This window comes from Pseudoalteromonas sp. DL2-H2.2, from assembly GCF_021532535.1.
Taxonomy (GTDB): domain Bacteria; phylum Pseudomonadota; class Gammaproteobacteria; order Enterobacterales; family Alteromonadaceae; genus Pseudoalteromonas; species Pseudoalteromonas rubra_A.
Window position 1 is genome coordinate 425,762 of the sequence record NZ_JAKGBD010000001.1, and the last position, 17,381, is coordinate 443,142.

At 49.4% G+C, this 17,381-nt stretch carries 13 protein-coding genes; 5 read left to right on the forward strand and 8 right to left on the reverse strand.

The genetic code is table 11. The features are described 5' to 3' along the window. Positions 1–231: 231 nt before the first annotated feature. Complete coding sequence (locus L1285_RS01700) at positions 232–657, reverse strand: DUF2141 domain-containing protein (RefSeq protein ID WP_235410723.1); 426 nt, start codon at positions 655–657, stop codon at positions 232–234. 173 nt (positions 658–830) lie between these two features. Then, positions 831–1,409, reverse strand: coding sequence for a pyridoxine/pyridoxamine 5'-phosphate oxidase (locus L1285_RS01705; RefSeq protein ID WP_235410724.1), 579 nt, complete (start codon positions 1,407–1,409; stop codon positions 831–833). Positions 1,410–1,626: 217 nt separating this feature from the next. Here L1285_RS01705 and L1285_RS01710 point away from each other — a divergent pair, with 217 nt between their 5' ends. Then, the gene (locus L1285_RS01710; RefSeq protein WP_235410725.1) at positions 1,627–2,247 is read left to right on the forward strand and encodes an HAD family hydrolase; all 621 of its coding nucleotides are present in this window, start codon (positions 1,627–1,629) and stop codon (positions 2,245–2,247) included. Between the two features lie 109 nt (positions 2,248–2,356). Continuing rightward, positions 2,357–3,082, forward strand: coding sequence for a YebC/PmpR family DNA-binding transcriptional regulator (locus L1285_RS01715; RefSeq protein ID WP_046007129.1), 726 nt, complete (start codon positions 2,357–2,359; stop codon positions 3,080–3,082). A gap of 1,352 nt (positions 3,083–4,434) precedes the next feature. Here the strand turns inward: L1285_RS01715 and L1285_RS01720 are convergent. Beyond that, the gene (locus L1285_RS01720; RefSeq protein ID WP_235410726.1) at positions 4,435–6,369 is read right to left on the reverse strand and encodes a phytase; all 1,935 of its coding nucleotides are present in this window, start codon (positions 6,367–6,369) and stop codon (positions 4,435–4,437) included. Between the two features lie 414 nt (positions 6,370–6,783). Between L1285_RS01720 and L1285_RS01725 the strand changes: the two genes are divergently transcribed. Together L1285_RS01725 and L1285_RS01730 are read left to right on the forward strand one after the other, a co-directional pair. After that, positions 6,784–7,662, forward strand: a complete 879-nt coding sequence (locus L1285_RS01725) for a GGDEF domain-containing protein (protein WP_235410727.1) — start codon at positions 6,784–6,786, stop codon at positions 7,660–7,662. 8 nt (positions 7,663–7,670) lie between these two features. Beyond that, the gene (locus L1285_RS01730) at positions 7,671–8,687 is read left to right on the forward strand and encodes an AraC family transcriptional regulator (protein WP_235410728.1); all 1,017 of its coding nucleotides are present in this window, start codon (positions 7,671–7,673) and stop codon (positions 8,685–8,687) included. Between the two features lie 631 nt (positions 8,688–9,318). On the opposite strand, the gene L1285_RS01735 is transcribed toward L1285_RS01730, so the two are convergent. The 5 genes from L1285_RS01735 to betI all read right to left on the reverse strand — a co-directional run bounded on the left by L1285_RS01735 (position 9,319) and on the right by betI (position 15,130). After that, on the reverse strand, positions 9,319–10,023 hold the full coding sequence (locus tag L1285_RS01735; RefSeq protein WP_235410729.1) for a TorF family putative porin: 705 nt from the start codon (positions 10,021–10,023) through the stop codon (positions 9,319–9,321). 12 nt (positions 10,024–10,035) lie between these two features. Next, a complete protein-coding gene (locus tag L1285_RS01740; RefSeq protein ID WP_235410730.1) occupies positions 10,036–11,253 on the reverse strand; it encodes a BCCT family transporter in 1,218 nt (405 codons plus the stop codon). Positions 11,254–11,390: 137 nt separating this feature from the next. Next, positions 11,391–13,058: a choline dehydrogenase gene (gene betA / locus L1285_RS01745; protein ID WP_235410731.1), complete on the reverse strand. Its 1,668-nt coding sequence runs from the start codon at positions 13,056–13,058 to the stop codon at positions 11,391–11,393. A gap of 16 nt (positions 13,059–13,074) precedes the next feature. Then, positions 13,075–14,538: a betaine-aldehyde dehydrogenase gene (gene betB, locus L1285_RS01750; protein ID WP_235410732.1), complete on the reverse strand. Its 1,464-nt coding sequence runs from the start codon at positions 14,536–14,538 to the stop codon at positions 13,075–13,077. A 1-nt stretch (position 14,539) separates the two neighbouring features. Continuing rightward, entirely contained in the window at positions 14,540–15,130 is a 591-nt protein-coding gene (gene betI, locus L1285_RS01755; RefSeq protein WP_235410733.1) for a transcriptional regulator BetI, read from the reverse strand. A 414-nt stretch (positions 15,131–15,544) separates the two neighbouring features. Between betI and L1285_RS01760 the strand changes: the two genes are divergently transcribed. After that, positions 15,545–17,344 carry a S41 family peptidase gene (locus L1285_RS01760; protein ID WP_235410734.1) on the forward strand — a complete coding sequence of 600 codons (1,800 nt, stop codon included), beginning with the start codon at positions 15,545–15,547 and terminating at the stop codon, positions 17,342–17,344. Positions 17,345–17,381: the final 37 nt, after the last annotated feature.

A 17,381-nucleotide genomic window follows, 5' to 3' on the forward strand; every position in this document is an offset into this window, starting at 1 on the left:
ACTCACTTTTTGGGGTTAAAGCGTAAGTAGCTTTCTAAATATAGTGCGATGCATCTGGTTTAGATCACTTTTAAACCACACTATTACATAACCCTTTGATTAAAAACTAGTGAATTTATAACATTTAATCAGAAAAAATTACGGTGTTTCCAGTTTTTATACTAACAATGCCATTCCAGGACATGAACACATTGAGTGTCGCAGCACAAGATGAACTGCGACACGTGACCATCAGCGCAGTGTTATTGTCAGCTGTTGATTTGGCTGTGCGACCTGTACTGCCAGTTGTCCAAACTGTGGCGCACCGGCTGGGCGTGCATTGTTACTGAAGCCATAGGGCTCAAGGGGCATGCCAAAACGGTTGCGGTTTAACCTGCCATCATTGTTCAGGTCCTGATAGACCATAAAGCTGTACTGGCCTGGCTCTACGTCGCGCAATGTCAGTTCTGGGTTAGCGGTCGAAACTTGCTGTTGTGCGACGCGCCAGGCTTGCTGTTGAATAAACCCTGCCGGAGAATCATAGGCAACCAGCTTTAAGGTGCCAGACTGATGTGCTAGGCCAGTAAACGTGATGGTCAGGTCTTGGGCCATCGCGCTGGTCGACAGTGCGGCGAGGATGCAGGCAAATGCGGTGGTGCGAGTCAGGTGTTTAGTCATGTTAGTTATCCTTTGCTGAGTCATTGTGTTGATGGGATAACTTTACGAAAAGGGTGGGGTGATTGCGTGTGTGATCTGTCATGACCATGGCATGACAGATGTCATTACTGTGCAAATGGAGCAGTTAACCTGGCCGGGTAAAATCGCAAATCTGGCAAGGGGCTTTACACTTGCTAAGGTTGCAACAAAGTTTTGTGCCAAACCCCTTGTTCGTATTGATAGAACTCGCGTAAGTGAAGCCTGCTTTGCGCAAAGGTCAGAAACTCAATACTGAGTGGGCGGATAATAAAGCCGCCCCAGTTGTCGGGCAGTGGGATCGCTTGTTCCTGATAATGTGTGCCAAGTGTTGTAAGCTCATCCTTGATGGACTGCATTGATACCAGCGGCTGACTTTGCTGGCAGGCTAAGGTAGTGAGCTGAGCATCGCGGTTGCGGCTTTGCCAATAGCGATTTGCATCAGCACGGCTGATCTCAGCAGCCAATCCGGCTACGCGAACCTGATAACCCAAAGAGTCCCACCATGCTGTCATAGCCACTTTTGGATTGCGCCGCAGGTCTGCGCCTTTTTGTGAGTTTAAATGTGTGCAAAAGGTAAAGCCGTCTTGGTCAGCGGCTTTGAGGTCGACGAAGCGCCCGACAGGAAACCCCTGAGCGTCCAGTGTAGAAATACATACCGCGCTACGTTGCTTCAGGGTTGGATCTGCTTTTGCCTGTTGCCACCAGTGTTGGAATTGTTCGATAGGATGATTCATCACGTCTCCTTGTATACAGTTCAGTATCAAAATGACATGTTCCAGCCAGGGTTGCAATTGATCCGCACTGCCTGGCAATACGTATTAAATCGACGTCCCTTTGCTGAGATATGACCAGCAGGTAGGGCCTGAAAAATTTTATCTCAATATCTTTGCAAGGCTCCTCGGCTTACCCTATGGTTAGGGCAAGTGAGGCCTTGGTGATAAGGAAATATGAATGGCTGATTTAATGGTAAAAGGTGTGATTTTTGATCTGGACGGCACGCTGGTGACCTCCTCGCTGGATTTCGCTTTAATCAAGGCGCAGGTAGGCTGCGACCGTGATGCCGATTTACTTGAGTATGTGGAGTCGCTGCCTTCGCCTTATATGCGCGAAGAGGCGATGGCACTTATTCACCAACATGAAATGCAGGATGCGCAGCACGCTGAGCCCATTGCTGGTGTAACCGAAACCTTGTCTTTTCTAAAATCCATAGGTATGCCCCTGGCCATCGTCACACGTAACTACTCTAAAGCCGCCAGACTAAAACTAGAACGCTGTCGCCTTGAGCTGGATTTGATGCTAACGCGTGAAGACGCTCTGCCAAAGCCGGATCCTCAGGCGTTGCATATGGTCGCCGACAGCTGGTCTTTACCGTATCAGCAGTGCGTTTATGTGGGTGACTACAAGTACGACATTGAAGCGGCCCGCCGTGCCAGTATGCACGCGTGTTTGTTTGCCCCGGTTGGGCTGCCAGATTATGCCGAGCAGGCCGATATCATTATTGAGCGTTTTACTGACTTGCCTGCAGCACTGGGCCTGCATCAACGCGTCCAAACAGGCCAGTTAGTCGGATAATATCACTCTGCGCCACTGCAATGGCGCGCAATTCTCGTCTGGGTATAGCCCAAAATGCAATGTCTTGTTAGAATCTTGTCCAATTTAATTTGCACAAACGAGAATTAAGATGGGTAGAGCATTTGAAGTCCGCAAAAACGCCATGGCAAAAACGGCAGCGGCAAAGACCAAAGTAAACTCAAAATATGGTAAAGAGATCTATGTAGTTGCTAAAAATGGTGGCGCTGATCCCGACACTAACCTATCCCTTCGCCGTTTGATCGACAAAGCTAAGAAAGACCAGGTTCCGGCACACGTTATTGAAAAGGCAATTGAAAAAGCTGCAGGCGGCGCAGGCGAAGATTATTCTCCGGCACGCTACGAAGGCTATGGCCCTGGTAACTGTATGGTGATTGTGGACTGTCTGACTGACAACCCGAATCGTACTATCAAGGATGTTCGCCTGCCTTTCACAAAGACAGACTCAAAAATTGGTAGTCCGGGCTGTGTTGCACACATGTTCGATCACTTTGCTATCCTTGGTTTCGCTGGTGATGACGATGAAGCGGTCCTTGAAGCGCTGATGATGGCCGATGTAGACGTAACAGATGTAGAAGTAGAAGACGGTCAGGTGTCTGTGTTTGCACCACACACTGAGTACTTCAAAGCGAAAACGGCGCTGATTGAAGCGTTTGAAGGTATCAACTTCGACGTAGACGAAATCACTTGGGTGCCGCAAACGCACGTTGAGATCACAGGTGAAGACGACCTGGCGAATTTCGAGAAGTTCATCAACATGCTGGAAGACTGCGACGACGTACAAAACGTTTATCACAACGCGATTGTGAAAAACTAACCCTTCGGGTGTGAGTAATGCGTCTTGTCAGCACAAGACATAATACCAATTTCACTTAATACCTGTTCAATTTGAAGGAGCAAATATGCCGCTAACGGTGTTAAAAATTTCTCATTTAGAACAACTAAATAGCGAAATTTTTGCCTGGTTATCGACGATATTTTCTCGCCTCAAAATAGAACACTTAATTAAGCAAATTGGTATAAAAAGCCGAGCGTTTACGCTCGGCTTTTTTGTGCTTATCTTTGTGCTTAATAATTAGAAACTGAATTTCACTTCTGCATTACTGCGCAGCTGGCCTGCGACACTTTCGATAAACTTCATTAAAATTACTCTTAAGCTGAGCAATGTCCTCTCTGGCTGAGCACTCGTATTGTTAGCCGCTACCTGCGGCACATTATTGTGTTGATGGGCTATCTTCATTGAATATTTCTTATATCCGGATATGAAGAGCTTACCAACCTATCGGCGAACTGTAGTATCAATTTCAGACGATTAAAATATCAGGTGAGAACCAACAGGAGAGCATACCTCGTTCACTAACATCAAAAATGAGTTCAGCGCTGAATTCATCGTTAAATCTAAACCGAGCACACTCTGAGGTTGCGGGGGGTTAAAGGTGTCATAGCGCCTATTGACTAGCACAGGCGCTGTAGAGAGGATTTTATGGATTCCGCTCGATGCCTTAGCATATGCGGGACGTATGAGTAGGACACAATGCTGTGGTGTCCCTGTAAGTTTGGCCGCCGGCAATATTAGGCGTTAATTCAGCGGGTACAGCTGTTTTATCTTTTGAGAGGTTTTTTACGCTTTTTTTATTGATTTTCAAGTTCATATTTAATTTTCCTTATTTAACATTGAAATGGTTTATGCAGTTTAAGTACTTACTTTTCTAATGAAAAAATAAGTCCTTTAAGCTCATAGCCCGGCTCTTGAGAAATGTGCAGGTGAACACTGTTAATGGGAAAGTCTAAACGAATAACAGAGTCAAAATACACTTTAACCAAGTTTTTTACCGATTAAAAGTGGTCTTTTTTTGAGCAAAAAATAATGTAGTGCAAGTGGCATCCACTTCACGGCACATCAAGTAATTCAGGCCTTTCTGCTGCACTTGCACTACTAAAATTAAAAGCCGGGCAATATCTTGCTCTGCTTTTTGTTGATGTAATTGCTTGTGCTCGCACCATTTATGTAGCTATCAGCACTATGAGCGCTCAGTAACTGACTCAGGTGATGCAACAAAATGCTAGTAAGGGGTAACTAACTGATTAAAATTAATAAAGCTTAACTAAGCATGTATTGATAAGCGAGTTGCGGAGGCCCTGTATGCCTCCGCGTTAGACATCAAAGCTTTATTTCTGGGGTTTAGCAAGCCCTGTACGCTCCAGCACATCCCGCCAGCTAACAAACTTAAAGTTTTGTGGCTGATCGGGAAAGCGGTTGCGACCGTCCTGGAGTACCAGCAATCCTTCAGGATAATCTTGGGTTCGTAGCCGGGTCGACAGGGCCAGACCATCGGTTTCTGATGCGCCATCAAGGCCTTTAAAGCCATCCAGACCAACGCGAAATCCTGCCAAGTGGCGATAGGGCGGCGTTGCTTCGTAAAGCTGGTAGCTGTTGTTACCCTGGCTCGATACCACCAGAACAGGCGAGTCACCAAATGACAAAGCAAGACCTTCGACATCATCGACCAGGTGTTCACCTACCTTTGCTACTGCAACCGGCTTGCTGTTATCCGTCGGGCTCAGGCTGGTGGCCCAAATCCCCACATCTTCTTCGCCAATAAATAATCGCCCGCGAGCATCATCTGCGACACAGCCCTCTGGTTGTGAGTTTAGTGGGATGGCTCGTACTTTTTCTGCATGCAGCTTATCCTGGCTGGCTTTCACTCTGTATTGATAGGTGAGGCCGGATTTATTATTTGCAAACACGTAGTGGCTGCCCTCAAAAGTGGCCATACACAGTCCATAAATCTCTTCCAGACCTGATGGTGCGCTGCCGAGACGAAAGACGTTACCGTCAGCTTCAATGCCGTAAAAGGCCAGGCTGTCATCGTTGCGCTTACTGGCAGCCGCGATGCTAATAGTGCGACCTTGCCAGCTAAACCCACCGCGCAGGTCGACGTTATTCAGTCGGCCATCTTCGAAGGTTTGTAACAGCTTGCCCTGCAGATCGTAGACTTCCAGGCCTTGCTTTTTATGAGTGCCCAGTACTCGTGATGTCTCGGGGTTTTCAGGGTGAACCCAGATAGCCGGGTCGTCCATTGCATCACCAAATTGCGTCGCGGGTTGGCTCTGTGCTTTGGGCCTGACGACCGGTAAGCTTTTTGTTGTGACTTCTGAGTTGAGGGTAATGTGAGCTGTCGCGTATTGGCCTTGCTGTTCATCGGTAAAGCTCAGTGTGGCCTTATCTGTGCTCAAAGGCTGACTCAGGTTCATCATGGTGGCTTTGCCGTTTTCAAGTGCTAAGGTCTGGGCCGGTAACCAGCTATTCGCAGCGTCTGGCGCATCCCAGTAAAGCACTTCCTGGCCGTTTTCCAGCAAGGCAAACAGCGCTCCTGAGGGGCTGGTTGCCAGGCTAACAGCCTGCGATGACTGATTGCCATAGGGGGCAACCAGGGAGACCGGATAATACGACGGGTTGTCTTCAATGCGTGCCGGATAGCGCCAGATCCCCAGCGGTTCACTGATATAGAGGTAACCATTGCCCGGGTCGACGGCACAGGAATCGGCATCGTAAGGCAAAGACAGTGAGCGTAACAGCTGTGGTGTACTGAGCCATTGGTGCTGTTGGCGCAGCAACCATTGCTCTGCTTTGCCGCGGCCATCTGAGACAAATAAGGAGAGGGTCTGATTGGTCTCATCGGCGAACAAACACAGGTTATCGACCAAAAGGGCTGTTTGAGACAGTTCAAAACGTGGCTGTAGTTGGGCTGCACTGGGATCCAGCGTGCCGACGAACACTCTGTCGTTACTGCCTTCAAGTGCGGCATACAGCCACTGGCCCTCTTCCAGCGCGCTCAGGCGGACTTGCTTAAACGCGCCATGAAGGTGCGCTTTGAGCGTGTTTCCCTGACGCAGCGCCAATCCTTCGTGCTCAGAAGTGATCAGAATTTGATTGTTACCAGGCACCTGAACACTATCCACAGTACCTGTGATTGAGCCTTGTGTCTGGAGTTGGAGTGACTGCTGAGCCGCAGTTTGCTGGTGTGTCTGATTTTGACAGGCGCTCAGCGCGCCCAGCAGCCCCAGGATAAGCGTTGTTTTGCATAACTTCTGTATTTTCATTTTTAAGTTCCGACGTCACAGAGTACTGGCGGAGGCGAGCCAACCTAATGTGCACTAAGCCGACTCGCAAACCGCTATGGGAAATAAAGAAGTGGCTACCTTAAAAAGTGGATATGACAATTTTGTTTCACTCTTTCAAGCGTTGGCACAGCTGTGCGCGCTGAATGGCTCATAATGCGCTTTGTAATTCAGAATGTGAGCTGCTTTGTCTTAACAGAACTGCTTGCTCAGTAAAAAAAGACAAACAGAATCTTGATGTTAGGTTGTTATTTGGTGATAGGGATACGTTTGATACGAGGTTGAATGAGCTGTTCGGGCCGGGTCCAAATAGCTCAGGCTTTAAGCCGGGGGCGTCTTAAAAGTGTCATATCGTGCCGCTAGGATACCCGCAAGATTCAATATTTGGCTCAAAAGATGAAGAATGTCAGCAGTTTATGCCTTGCTCTGATCGCAAGTATCGGATTGACCATATTGGCGTTATTTGTCGGCGAGCCCAAATCTATGCATGAGGTTGACTGGGTCGATTTAACCGGTGAAGCCACCTCGTCTATGATGGCCGCTATCTGGCTTATCCTGCTGGCCTTGTGCCGACCACGAGGGCGGGTCACCACAATACTGCTATTCGGCTCGGCAACTTACTGGCTTACGACCTGGCTTGATGTATTGGATGAGTTCATTGCCTATCCGCCACACAGTCACTTATTTACCTGGCTGGAATCACTGCCTGCTCCTGTCAGTATGACCTTGCTGACCTGGGGGCTGATCACCTGGTACCGTGAGCAGCAGGCGGTCAATCGCCAGCTCAAGCAAAGAGAGCATTTTCACCGCGAACATAGCCTGATTGACCCCGTTACTCAGCTTTATAGCCTGCGTTATTTGTTGATCCAGCTAAACCGTGAGGCTGTGCTGCATGACAAGCGCGAGCAGCCACTCTCGTTGGTCATGGTCGATATAAAAGGGTTTGCCCAATACAACCGGGCGCATGGTCCACAGCAAGGTGATCAGGCACTCAATGAGGTGGCCTCAGCACTGGAGCTTGCCCTCAGGGAAACGGATCTGGCTTGTCGTTATACCAGTGACCGATTTGCGATATTGCTACCGGATACGCCCCCCCATGAAGCCAGTGTGTTTTGCGAGCTGATCCGTGATTGCTGTAACAGCGCGTTAAAGGGCGCGCTGACCGTGGCCACTGTTCAGGCAACGAGAATGGCTGGGGAGTCAGAGCAGGCCTTGTTTGAGCGGCTCAATCAACAGCTGGCGGGTGCGAAACGCACTTCGTCTGCTGTGGCGTAGGTGGCACTATGACACCCGCTAATTTTAGCTATCTGCAAGATAAGCGTATGCCAGCGCATTTTCTCATTACCATACTGGAGCTGGCCGAGCACTATCAGATAAAGCCACATCAACTGATCCGCGGGTCGTCGCTGTTTGTTGAGGATCTGACCTACCCGGGAGCTCAGGTTGCGCCTGCCAACGTGCTGTTAATACTAAAAAAGCTTAAACGAGAGCTGGCGGAGCATCCGCATTTGGCGATGGAGCTGGGGCAAAGAATTGCGACCGGACACGGTCATGTTTTGTTTGACTTGTGGCGCTACGCGCCTGACTTGCGCGGGGCACTGACAGCCTGGGCGCGCGTGCAAAAAGGCATTGAGACGCTGGTTCAGTTTAATGTGCAGCGGCATCAGGGGAAGTTGTATATCAGGCTGACTGAATCTGCATCACTGAGCATCCAGCAGCGAACCGTGTTTGAAATCGTACTGTCGGCCTGCCGTTTGCTGCTTAAGGAGCAACTCGGCGCGCAGACCTGGTTACAGGTCGAGCTGCCCTGGTCACAACCCGGACAAGACTTTCACTATCCGGTCTATCTGGGTGAGCATGTGCGTTTTAACGCGCCGCGTTGCGCCATTATCTTGCAAGAAGAGGCACTCTATCAGCCTTTTAAAGAGGCCAGTGCATTGCGGTTTGCTCAGGCAAAACGCAGTGCCCGCCACGCGCTTCATTCGCCACAGTTACTTCAGGCACACCTGCGCCGTGTGTTTCGTAAGAATCTAAGTCAGACCTGGTCGCTGGAAGACACCGCCTGCTACCTGGGTATGAGCCCGGCAACCCTCAAGCGCCGACTCAAGCAAGACGGCACGCATTTCAAGCTCTTGGTTGATGAGGTCAGGGGGCAAGAAGCGCTGCACCTGATGGATCTCAATCAATGGAATAACAGCCAGCTGGCCAGCACCATGGCGTTTGCCGATGTGCACAGCTTTCGGCGTGCTTTTAAGCGCTGGACCGGGGCTGTGCCCAGTGCGTTTCGTTGTGGATCTTAATTGCGGCATAGCAAAGTGCAGGTTTTTTGAATGAACCGCTCTGGGCGGACTGTGTTGTGAGGATAAAAGCGCAGACTCACTGAAATAACAAGCGTATAGTGCGCTTGTTATTAAACTTAATCAATCAAAATGGACAGCGTTTTGTCCCTTCGCAATTCGAACGCGTGTTAATACAAACCCAGAATGATTCATCGATAACACGGCCACCGCCTATCTGAGGTGTCTCCTGCGCGCGAATAACCGTGGCTGGATTAGCAGATAGAGATTTAATAGATTTTTTATTCAAAGTCACTTTCATAATTAACATCCTTTTTGTTGTGGAAGTGCTAGGTTTATTCTTTTCCCTCAGAATGTCAATATTTTGTTTCCATGTAATTTTTGTGTGCTTTTGTGGGGCTAAAACTAATAGGGGAATCCCACTAATAAAGCCCATTGGGTAAGACTTGCTTATGGCGATGACAGCGAAGCTTATGAAAGTGCAGACAACCAGATCTGGCACGACATTGAGAACATGATGAATATGAGTGAAGAGCGTGTTGTATCAGCGATATTCTCGTGAGACAAATAGCTTTGTGAGCCCGATAGATGAGAGAGTGAGGGCACCGCCGTGCCCTCACTGTGGTCACTTGGATTACAAGTTAAATGTGCGTGCAATCGCGAACACAAAGCGCTCGTCGGTATGCTCGCCATCTATGGTGGTGTCTTCCACGGTAAAGGTCAGATCGAAATCGAACTGTGTGGTGGTGTAGGACACTGCATAGTGGGTGTAAGAGCTGTCCAGCCCGTCCCAGGCATACTTGTCGGCATCGAACGAGTTCGACACATCACCACTGAGGGTGATTGAGTGATTATCCGCGATATCAAAGGTATGCGACAGCATCACAATGCTATGACCGACATCGACTCCAAAGTAGTCCCAGCTGTACCAGAAGTTCACATTGGTGGTACCCAGGCTACTTGCGTAAGCAAACTTAGAGTACACCTCTGGATAGTTATAGTCGCTCGACGCATCATCGCCGTGATAGGTGTAGTAGGCAATACCATAGTCTACCGACCAGGCGCTCGAAAGCTCCGATGAGCGGCCAACGTAAAAGTCCCACTCATGGCCTGTGTCATCGGCAAAGTCTACACCTGAGGCCCAGGTACCCACATACCAGCCTGCATCGGCTGCGTAGTCCAGGCTGCCCTGAATGGTTGGGTCGCTCTGGGTTTGTGACACCCCGTTAAAGGTGTAGTCAGAGGTGCCAGTAATGGTGGTTGACCAGCCAGCCACAGCCAGGTTCGATAAAAGGGCCAGAGGAAGTGCGCAGAGTGTTGTTTTTAAATTTATTTTCATTACTTTTGAACCTTAGTTTACGGTCTCGATACGGCTGAAGTCGATGGTGTTCTCTTTCGGTGAACGGGTAATATTGGCCACTGTTTTGAACTTGCTGTAGCAAATATAGCCAAAGCAACCAAAGAACAGTGCAATGACCAGCGCACCCACCCATTGGATCTGCAAAAAGTTTAGTTTAAATAGCAGCGTCAGCAATGACAGAGCGGCAATATTAAACAAAATGTAATTGCGTTTTCCGAGTTTCTGAACCGTTAACCCAAGGTTGTCGGTGTACAGTCGAATTAAAGAGTCCAGCGAGTTGATCACAAAGATCACGCCCACTACTACCATCGCCAGGTTTTTGATACCCGCGGTGTCGATCCCGGCCTCATGGTAGTGATACAACACACTAAACCACACAGCGATAGGAATTGACGGGAACACCAGCATAGCTGCCAGTACCTGATAGGTTTTCAAGCCACCGACAAAGCGTGAGGTAAACTGGCCTATCATGATGCTCCACGCAAACCACCAGAACAGGTAAAACTCGTGGTAATCATTAAGTGGCAATACAAACTCATGGATATTGCTAAAGTAGCCGCCCAGTAGCGCAACATTGTTGGTAAAGGCGCTCATTTCACTGTCGCCAAAGACAAACGCAGAGGCCCACATAAAGGCGATCAGGGCAATGAACATCCAGGTCGTAGAAATACTCAGAATGCGCACATACTTCAGGCTGGTGCTTGAGTAGACCGCAAAACAAATGGCGGCGAACACAATGAGATAAAAGGTCGGAATAATGGACTCGCCATCGCCCACGTTTGGCATATACCAGGGCAGGTTGGACAGCAGCAGATAGGCCGTAAAGGCGCATGTACCAATAATGACTACATTATTGATAAATTTAACCCAAGGGATCTCGAAAAATTTCACCTTAGGTTCTATTACGCAGAAATAAAAACACGTCAGAAAATAAAATCCCCAGATCAGGAAGCCCCAAAAGCCAAATTCGATGGCAAGTGGATTGGCAAACGCATACTCTGGGCTTGCTTTTATGTCTGCGTAACCCGCAAACTCCGTCAGCGGAAACATGATAAGTCCGACATCCAGACCGGACGTAAATAAAATAGCAATAAAGGTAAAGGTTTTAACCGGTGTCACACCGACACAGCGTAGATTTCCCCATTTTAATAAAATAAAAGCGATTGCAACTAGGGTAAACACAATGCCTGCACTAAGCCATACTGTCATTGTCACCCTCCCAAAATAAGTAGAAATAACTCATTGTCTCTCCGTTTTTTTATTGTTTCCGCATTAACCCGATACAACCTATTTGTATCGCGCACCACTGCAGACCCCACGGCCCGATTGGGCCGCAGGTGGCTTTGTTAAATCTCCGTGCTACGTTGTACTGCTTGCCACTGACTGTGAATGGCAACCTGAGCATTGTTTGCTTTAAGGGCCGGCTGGCCCAGAATAATGTCTGCGGCTTTCTCCGCGACCATAATGGTTGGCGCGTTGAGGTTGCCGTTCGGGATCGTCGGGAAGATAGACGAATCCACTACGTTGAGGCCATCGATACCATGCACCTGGGTGTTTGAGTCCACCACGGCCATGTCGTCTTCACCCATTTTGCATGAGCAGGACGGGTGATAGGCGCTTTCGACGGCCTGGCGTACAAAGGCGTCAATTTCTTCGTCGCTCTGTACGTCTTTGCCTGGCTGGATTTCACCATCGCGGTAGGCATCAAAGGCCGGTTGCTCGATGATCTCGCGGGTCAGGCGAACACAGGCGCGGAAGCCTTCAATGTCGTCCTGATGTGCCAGGTAGTTAAATTGGATCTTGGGTGCCTGAGTCGGGTCGGCCGATTTGATGGTGACCTCACCGCGACTTTTCGGTTTGTTATGACCAATATGGACCTGGAACCCGTGTCCGTCAAACGCACTTTTACCATCGTAGCGAATGGCTGCGGGTAAAAAGTGATACTGAAGATCTGGCCACTCAATCCCTTCTTTAGAGCGAATAAAGGCGCAAGACTCAAAATGGTTGGTTGCCCCCAGGCCGGATTTATTAAGGATCCAGCGTGCACCGATCAGCCCCTTAGAGAACCAGTCCAGTTTGCCATTGAGGGTAATGGGCTGCTTACATCTGTACTGGAAATAAAACTCCAGATGGTCTTGTAAGTTTTTACCGACGCCGGGCAGATGGTGTTGTACCTCAACGCCAGCAGCTTTGAGCGCGTCCTGATCGCCAATCCCCGACAGCTGCAACAGATGTGGCGAGCCGATTGGTCCGGCGCTTAAGATTACGCGGCGCTCGGCAGTGGCGCGATGGGTTTTGCCCTTACACTGATATTCCACACCCACAGCGCGTTTACCATCGAGCAGCACCTTGTGCGCCAGCGCACCAGTTACGATTGTTAGATTGTCACGCCCCTTTACAGGGTCGAGATAGGCGCGGCTGGCGGAGCAGCGACGGCCATCTTTTACCGTCATGTGCATTGGGCCAAAGCCTTCTTGCTGCTCACTATTGTAATCGTCAGTCTTGGCATATCCTGCTTGTGCACCGGCTTCGATAAATGCGCGATACAGTGGATTGGCCATTTCGTTACCATTGTTGGTGCCAAGCGGACCTTCACTGCCCCGGTACGCGTCTTCGCCCAGATACCAGCTTTCGGCGCGCTTAAAGTAAGGCAGACACGCCTGATAATCCCACCCTTGCGCACCGTGTTGCTGCCATTCATCAAAATCTTTGGCGTGGCCACGCACATACACCATGCCATTGATAGAGGACGAGCCGCCCAGCACCTTGCCGCGTGGGCAATGCATCACCCGGTTGTCTAAGTAAGGCTCTGGCTCGGTATGAAATTGCCAGGCATATTTGTCGGTGTTCATGGGAATAGACAGCGCCGTAGGCATCTGAATAAAGATGCTCTTATCACTGCCACCCGTTTCTAACAGTAACACCCGGTGTTGTGGATTGGCAGACAGTCGATTTGCCAGTACACAGCCTGCTGAGCCAGCACCGACAATAATGTAGTCGAATACTTTTTTCATAGTCTGGCTCCTTTGCTTAAAATGGGCTTTCGATTTGGCTCATACCTACGTAAACAGACTTGGTCTGGGTGTAGTGATCCAGTGTTTCAATGCCATTTTCACGGCCAATACCGGATTGTTTGTAGCCACCAACCGGCATTTCGGCGGGTGAGTTACCATAGGCGTTGATCCAGGTAATGCCAGCCTGTAGCTGGTGGATCACGCGGTGTGCACGCTGAATATCGCGACTGAATACCCCGGCCGCCAGGCCAAGGTGTGTATTATTGGCGCGGTTAATCGCTTCTTGTTCGTCATCAAACACCATGACGCACATCACCGGACCAAAGATCTCTTCGCGGACTATGGTCATGTCTTCGTGACAGTCGGTGAATATAGTGGGAGCAACAAAGTAGCCGTTAGGCGCTGAAGCCGGGCTCAGGGCATGGCCGCCGGTCAGCACTGTTGCGCCTTCCTGTTTGCCCTGCTCAATGTAATCCAGCACCAGCTGCTGATGTTTTTTCGAGATTAAGGCACCCAGGTTTACTTCGGGATTAAGTGGATCGCCGGCGATAATATTTTGTTCTGTGCGGGTTTTAAGCTGCTCAAGGAACTGCTCATACACGCCGCGCTGCACATAAACGCGTGTACAGTTGGTGCAGATCTCACCCTGGGTGTAGAAGTTACCCAGCATGGCAGCACTGACCGCCTGTTCGATATCGGCATCGTCAAATACCAGCAGCGGCGATTTACCGCCCAGCTCCATAGTCACGTCTTTGAGGTTAGACGCCGCACTTTGCATGACTTTTTTGCCTGTGCCCACTTCACCCGTGAACGAAACTTTTTCAATTTCCGGGTGCAGTGTCAGCCATTGTCCAACTTCGGCGGCACCTTGCACTACATTAAAGACACCTGCTGGCATACCTGCTTCAATAAAGATCTCAGCCAGTTTCATTGCGCCCAGCGGCGTTTCTTCAGATGGCTTAAAGATCAAAGCATTGCCCGCAGCCAGTGCCGGGCCAGACTTCCAGCAGGCAATTTGCAGTGGATAGTTCCAGGCACCAATACCTGCGCAAATGCCCAGTGGCTCTTTGCGGGTGTAGTAAAAGTCATCGCCGACCATTTGTTGCTGGCCAACTTGTGCAGGCGCCAGTCCGGCAAAGTATTCGATTACGTCGGCACCGGTTTGAATGTCAACGCACTCGGCTTCTTGCCAGGGTTTGCCTGTGTCCAGTACCTCAATTTTAGCCAGCTCATCATTACGTTCACGCAACAGCGCCACCGCTTTATTCAGAATTCTGCTGCGCTCAATCGGGGTCATGGCTGACCACTTCGCAAACCCGGCTTTGGCACTGTCGATGGCCGCTTTTTGAATGTGCGCATCGGCCACTTCAACGTGATAAATGACTTCGTCGGTCGCGGGGTTTTTTACCGCAAACTGCTCGCCGGTCTGATTGGCAAGGTAGCGGCCGTGAATAAAGTTCTGGTAGAGCGGTGTGGACATATTAGACTCCAAATTGTTGGATGAGGGACTGGATATAACGTTTGGCCAGTATTTGCGCGCTGTCAAACTGCGCATCATTGGCTTTACTGAGAACGGCTCTGAGCCACAGGCCGTCGATCATTGCGGCGCTTAGCTCAGCAGCTTCACGCGCTTCGCCTGGGGCCATTAACTGTTTAAACGAATACAATAAATTGCTGTAAAGTCGGCGTGCATTGACACGCTGTAAACGATGTAGCTGCGCATCGTGCATGGAATGCGCCCAAAAACTCAACCATGTGCGGGTGGTGTCGCGCTGTTGCTGCACCACAGCAAAGTTGGCTTCGACAATAAACATCAGACGCTGCTCATGGGAGCAACCCTGTGCTGTTTTATGCAGCAAACTGCGTTGCAGGCTGCTCAACAGGTAGCGCACCGTGGCTTCGATGAGACCCTGCTTACCGCCAAAGTAATGGCTGATGATCCCCGACGACATCCCGGCTTTTTTACTGATGCTGTTAATCGTGGTGGCTTGTAATCCAAGCTCTGCCACTGACTGTAAGGTCGCCTCAATCAGTTGTTGGCGACGCACAGGTTCCATTCCGACTTTAGGCATATTTTTATTAATTGACCGTTCAATAAAAATAAATTTTAAGGTGAACGAAGGGGAAATTCAAGGTTGACATTTTGTGAACCGACAATGGTGGTTCTTAATTTATTCTTTATCTTATTGATATATAAAGGCTATCTAGAGGTTGGGAAAAATCTAAAAAACGCAATAAAGAGCATTGAGTCGCGTATAAAATGTCCTGCAAAGTTGAGCCTATTTAAAATTGAGAAAAATTTTGAGGTCTGGTGGCAGACGTGAATAAATGCGTGATTTCTCTGCGGCTTTAGGGCTATTCAACACCTCCCGTTTCTACTGATTTTGTTTTTATATTGTTGATATTTGGGTAATTATATGCCGTTGTTTGCTGGGCGGTTTGTTGCTAGATTGAAGTTTCCTTTAACTGAAACAGGCATAATAAAAATGAATAAAAGGACCCTTGTTATCCCTATGCTGATTGCGGCGAGCGCGTTTGGCGCTTTGGTGAGCGTATCTGCACCTGCCGTGGCATCCACACAGGCTACCGTATTGCCACCGGCACCTGATGTTGATTTAAACCGCTCTATGCTCCGGGACGTCAAGCAATTCACCCGGCTTGTTCAACAAGTTCGATATTTTTACCCCGGCGATGCCGTTGCGGCCACGGATTGGGACAAATTTGTTGCGGAAACCGTGGTCGCTATGGGTCAGGTAAAGCCCCATCAAAGACGGCAGCTGGGATTAACCAGACTGCGTGAGATAGCGCCGCATATTAGCGATCGTCGCAGCGCGCTTGAGCAATTTGCCTCGACTGATGAAGTAGCATTCTGGTTACAAAATGGTGCGCGTCTGGCACCCAGGTTTTTAAGATTTTTACAGCTTGGCTCTTATGGCGAGATAGTTCCCAGTCCCTACTTTCCTGATCGCAACGTTGCCAGAGTGAACTATGCTGGCCAACCATTGTTTATTCCGCTGTTCTTGTCAACGCAGGCCAGTCAGGAAGGAACCCCCTATAATGATTATCGTCACTGGCAAGTCGGCAGTGATTTTGCTTCAGTACCAGTATGCGTCTCAACGGTGTCAGGCATGTGGGGGGAAATAAAATACTTCTGGCCGTATTTTGACCAGGTTGATGTGAACTGGAATCGCAGTCTGAAAAAGCTCTTAAAAGCGTGCCGAGAATCGCAGCCTCTGGCGCGGATCAAACTAATCCAGACTGAGTTTACCAAATTGCAGGATAACCACGTGCAAATCACCTATCCGGATGGGTATGGGCCGCAGAATGCGTTTTTATACCCCTTTTTGATAAAACAGGTCGAAGGTAAGCCGATAGTAACCAGCGTGACCGCAGAGGTTGAAGACCAGTTGGCGATCGGTGATGAACTGCTAACATTAAATGATGTTCCTTTCAGTGATCTGCTTGAAGCGCACATGAAGTGGAGCCTTGACAGCGAGCAATTTAGCCCCTTTCAGTCGACTGTTATGCTGAATTTCAGTGACTCGCAGCAGCCATTTACGGCTGTATTCAAACAGGCAGATGGGAACCTGGTTGAGGTTGAGGGTGAGACTGTACCGCGCTTTTCACGTGTGGCGACGAAAGATCACCGGGTGGTGCCCAGAACCACAGAGATAGTAACCGAGCTAGACGATGGGTTGTATAAGCTAAATCTCTACAACCTGACCATGGATAGCCTGACTGCTGTGCGAGCACAGTTGGCGCAGGCTCAGGGGGTCGTGGTTGATTTGCGTCATTACCCGAGAGACTTTGCGGCCTGGCATGTTGGTGTGTCATGGTTTTTAAAGCAACCAGCAACCAATGACGATATGTATCGGTATTTTAGGAAGGGTCCTAAAAAGCAAGACGTTTATATTGAACAGCTAGTGAGAACGATAGAAGTGTCGCCTGAGCGTCTGGATGTTCCGGTGGTTGTTTTATCGTCACGCACCAGTATAAGCGCAAATGAGCATGCGTTGAATTATATACAAGACGCAGGTATCCCCATTATTGGTGTCCCGACAGTTGGTATCAATGGCGAGCTGATGGAGGGCCGCTACTTTGCCGATAAGCCAGGTGAAGGGGTTGTGTTTGGTTACACCGGAATGCGTGCAGACAATGCCGACGGAACGCAACTGATAGGTCGAGGTGTGCAGCCAGACATACTGGTACCCCGTACCATAGAGTCGGTTAGGGCGGATGTTGATAACCAGCTGGCCGCGGCCATCGAGTACTTGAAAGCGCAATGATACTGCGTGCAAGTGCCAGTAATGGCTGGCACTTGCC